Source organism: Variovorax sp. 01T439_2 (assembly GCF_056398445.1).
Window position 1 is genome coordinate 1 of sequence record NZ_JBFTPJ010000455.1, and the last position, 4,573, is coordinate 4,573.

3 protein-coding genes are annotated in these 4,573 nt (G+C 69.2%); all 3 read right to left on the bottom strand.

The window, feature by feature from the left end:
• Nucleotides 1–1,334: MltA domain-containing protein (locus tag AC1DOC_RS20270; protein ID WP_478130368.1), on the bottom strand; the 1,334-nt coding region annotated here is incomplete at its 3' end.
• A gap of 54 nt (nt 1,335–1,388) precedes the next feature.
• Nucleotides 1,389–3,314 (bottom strand): protein kinase domain-containing protein, encoded by a 1,926-nt coding sequence (locus AC1DOC_RS20275; protein WP_478079622.1) that lies wholly within the window; start codon nt 3,312–3,314, stop codon nt 1,389–1,391.
• Nucleotides 3,315–3,926: 612 nt separating this feature from the next.
• Nucleotides 3,927–4,573 (bottom strand): ABC transporter permease (locus AC1DOC_RS20280; RefSeq protein ID WP_478130369.1); only part of this gene is annotated, 647 nt, incomplete at its 5' end.

Consider the following 4,573-nt stretch of genomic DNA (forward strand, 5'->3'; position numbering starts at 1 on the left):
CACGAACACCGGGTAGCCCAGCGCACGAACACCGGGTAGCCCAGCGGCGTGCTGCGCGGGTCCACCGCGATCGAGCGGCCCGCCGACAGCGGCACGCCGAAGGCGCCCACCGGCCCGCCCGAAGGCGACGGCGACTCCTTGAAGAACACGTAGCTCGGGTCCTTGATGCCCGAGCCGACCACCGGCCCGGCCGTGCGCCGCCCCGGCACCAGCACCGCGCCGCTGGCCGTGGGCTGCGCAAGCGTGAAGCCGCGCGTGCGGATGGTGCCGGTCGCGGGGCCGCCGACGTCGTCGTCTTCGTCGCCGTCGTCGAGCTGCAGTTCGATCGACGAGCCGCGCACCTTGACCGGGCTGCGCGGCTTGCCGTTGGCCGCCTGCGCCAGCGTGGGGCGGAAAGGCTGGCCGTTCTGCTCGGCATAGGCCACGCGGATGATGTCGCCGTTGGCCAGCTTGATGCGGCCCGAACCCTGGATCTGCATTTCGTAGAGCGCGGTGGCGCTGCTCACGAAGGCCAGCACCTTCGCATTGGGCGCGCCCTTGGTCTCGATCTCTTCGCGCGTGTAGTAGGGCAGCAGTTGCTTGCCCTCGATGCGCAGGCGCACCTTGCGGTCGAGCGTGTCGCGCGTGATGGCCGAGAGGTCGAGCGCATAGAGCCCCGGCGCGCCCATGTCGCGCGTGCTGAGGCCGGTCTGCACCACCACGTTGCGGCCCTCGACCTTTGCCGCCACCGTGCCGCTGCCGGCCGGCAGCTTGCGCGCATCGGCAAACAGCATGTCCTCGGGCTGGCCATAGACCGGGTAGATGAACGGCGCCGCGTACTGCCGGCTGCCCGGGATCTCGGGCTCGAAGTAGCCGGTGACCACGCCATYGGGCTTGCGGTCGTCGTCGCGGATCTGGTAGGCCGAGAACTCCTGCTCGAAGAAGGCGCGGATCGCGCTGTTGTTCTTGCTGTCGACCCGGAGGGCGCGCGCACACACGTCCTTCCACTCGGCGCCGCGGCCGGTGAGCACCTTGCAGCTGCCGAGGAAGGCGGGCCAGCTTTCGGAGAAGTCGTCGCGCGCCCATCCGGGCACGGCATCGAAGCTGACCGAGGTGTAGGTGGCCAGCTGGGTCGAGAAGGTGCGCGCCTGGCCGGCCGTGCTCGAGCCGGCGGGGCGCGGCGGTGGGGGCGTCGTCGTTGTCGAGCCGGCGGCCGCCGCGCTGGCCGCCGTGTCCGAAGCGCCGGCGCTCGCCGTCGGCGGCGGGTTGGCGCAGCCCGCCGCAAGCATGGCTGCTGCGGTGGCCGCCCAGCGCAGGGCGGAAATGAAAAGAACCGGCGACGGTGTCGTGTTCATGAAAGCCTCCTTGTCCGGAAAGAGCGGCCCATCGGGCCAACGCTCTGCAGACGATTACTTCTCGACGATTTTGAAATTCGCGACGCCGTAGACGTCGTTGCAAGGGGTGTTGGGCGCGCAGACCGGCTTGCCCAGCAAAGGCGACGGACCCGTGCCGCGGCTGGCTTCGAGCGCCGCCAGCACGGGCAGCGGAAATTGCGGAAACACGCCRTCGTTCTGCACGCCCGAACCGCCGAAGTCGCGCTCGTGCTCGCTCACGAGCACCGCGAACTGGTTGGTGCCGGCCGGACCACCCGCATCCATCGGCCAGGAGGCGCGCGGTAGCGAGAGCGGGCTGCCTGCGGTGATCTTGTTGTACTTGTCGAGCAGGTTCGGGAACAGCAGGAACATCTCGCCGCCGCTGGACAGCAGGAACACGTAGACGAAACCCTCGCGCTTGCTGCGGACCTCGAAGGCGAGCTTGTCCTTGCCGATCGACACCTCGGCCTTCCTGGGCGCAGCCGTCACGTCGAAGCCCGGCGCCGCGCCCGCCGCGAGCGACTGCAGCGATTCGAGCGGCGTGCGGGGCGCCGGAGGTGGCGGCGGTGGTGGCGGTGCCTGGACCACGCGCGGTTCGGGCGACGGTGGTGGTGCTGCGACTACGGCGACCTGCTTGCCGCCGTTGTTGTCCCCTTCCGCGGCCGCGGTGGTGCGGCCCTGGTACCACCACCAGCCGCCGCCGGCCACGGCGGCCAGCACCGCCACCGAAGCGATCGCGGCCACGGTCTTGCCGCTGTTCTTTTCGCCCACGCCCGGAGCGGGTGCCGGCGCGGGTGGTGCCTTGCCGCGTCCGATCGTCGTCGGCAGGTCGGCGTTGCCGGTGTTGTTCCGCGCGCCCGGGCCGCCGGGCGTGGTGCGCGGCGGCGGCGCGATGCTGTGGCCCACCTCCAGGTCGAGCGCGGCGCGGAACTCGGCCATCGACTGCGGCCGCGATTCGGGCCGCACGCCCAGGCCCGCGTCGATCGCCTGCAAGAGGCGCAGGCTGTAGCGCTGGCGCAGGATGTCGTTGCCCGCAAGCGGCACGTAGCTGTCGGACAGGAGCCGCGCCACCGAGGGCGGCGGCGCGCGCCCGCACACGGCCACATGCATCACCGCCGCGAGCGCATAGACGTCGGTCCACGCGCCCTGCGACATGTCGGGCATTTCGGCGTACTGCTCGATGGGCGCGTAGCCGGGCTTGAGGATGACGGTGATCGCCTGCGTCTTGTCGGTGATCACGCGGCGCGCGGCGCCGAAGTCGAGCACCACCGGCCGGCCGGAGCCTTCGAGCAGGATGATGTTGTCGGGCGCGATGTCGCGGTGGTAGCAGTTGGCGCCGTGCATCACCGCCAGCGCCTGCGTCACGCCGTCCATGATGCGGATCAGCCAGGCCTCGTCCACGCCCGCGGGAATGGAGACCAGCGCCTGGCGCAGCGTGTCGCCGCGGTAGAACGGCATCACCATGTAGGTGGTGCCGCGCTCCTGCCAGAAGCGGTAGACCTTCAGCAGCGAGGGATGGTCGAACTGCGCGAGCAGGCGGGCTTCGTTGATGAAGCTGCGCATGCCGAGGTCGAAGGTTTCGCGGTGGCGCTCGGACAGCGGGACCACCGTGCCGTCGTGCTGCCTTGTGGACAGCGATGTGGGCAGGTATTCCTTGATGGCGACGACGCGTTCCAGCGTGTGGTCCCAGGCTTCGTAGACCACGCCGAAGCCGCCCTGGCCGACGACCCGCGTGATCTCGAATTCGGCGAGGCGGCTGCCTACGGGGAGGAGGCCGGCTTCGCTGGTTTCTGCTGCAGCGGCGACTGCTGCTGGTGGCGCGTTGGAGAGGCTTGTGGAGCCGGATGTGATGACGGTGGCGGAGGTGTCGGTTTCGCTGTCTGCGGGTTGCTGCGCGGGCCTGGACATGACGCGGGTGCGGTCGTCTTCTGGGGGCATGCTGGGGTTTGGAGCTTCTGTCATTGACGGGCTCCTTTGTTTGTTTGTTTTCCGGAGCCGGGATGTCCGCCCGGCGGCGGACTCACTTTCTTTTGCTTCGCCAAAAGAAAGTAAGCAAAGAAAAGGCGACCCCACTGTCTGCGACCCTCCGCTTCGCTACGGGCAACCTGCGGTGCTCGGGTTTCGCGGGGTCTCGCAGAACTCGCTTCGCTCAAACAGCTGCGAGCCCTGATCCGCGAAACGCTGCGCTCCTCGGCGCACACAGAGGGGCTTGGAAACCACACGGGCCTTTGCTTCGCTCGGCCACCAAGCCACTGCGGCGCTGCGCGCCGCAGTGGTTGGGATTGGCTGCTGGTATTGGCTGTTGGTATTGGGGCCGAGCGAAGCGARGGCCRCCCGCTCCCACCCCTTCTGTATGCGCCGAGGAGCGCAGATGGAGGCGGGATCAGGGCCGCAGCTGTTTGAGCGAAGCGAGTTCTGCGGACCCCCGCCGKAATCGAGCACCGCAGGTTGCCCGYAGCGAAGCGGAGGGACGCAGACAGTAGGGTCGCCTTTTCTTTGCTTACTTTCTTTTGGCGAAGCAAAAGAAAGTGAGTCGCCCGCCGGGGCGAGACCCGGCCCCGGAACCCCAAGAACCTACCAATCCTCCTTCACAGCCAAAACAACATCCCTCCCCGCAGCAGCCCGCCCCGCCAGCCACGCAGTCACCGTCCCCGCAGCAACCACGGCCGCGCAGAGCACCAGCAGCCGTCCCCAGGGCACCAGCAGATCCATCGTCCAGTGAAAGCTCTGCGGATTGACCACCTTCACCAGCACCACCGACACCGCGAGCCCGAGCAGGAGCCCCGCCACGGCGCCGATCGCGGTCCACGCCGCGCCTTCGCCGGCCACCACCGCCAGCACCTGCCGTCGCGTGAAGCCCAGGTGCGCGAGCAGCCCGAACTCCTTGCGCCGCGCCAGCACCTGCGCGCTGAAGCTCGCGGCAATGCCGAACAGGCCGATGGCAATGGCCACGGCCTGCAGCCAGTAGGTCACCGCAAAGCTGCGGTCGAAGATGCGCAGCGAGGTGGCGCGGATCTGTCCGACCGACGAGATCTCGACGTTCGTCGCAGTCGACTCGGAGCCATCGCCGCGTGCCGCCAGCTCGCGCACCGCGGCCTGCACCGCGCCCTCGGATGTGCCGGGCGCGAGCCACAGTGACACGTCGCTCACGTTGCGTTCGCCCGTCAGGCGCTCGAAGTCGCGTGCGTCCATGGTGATGGCGCCGAACTGCCGCGCATAGT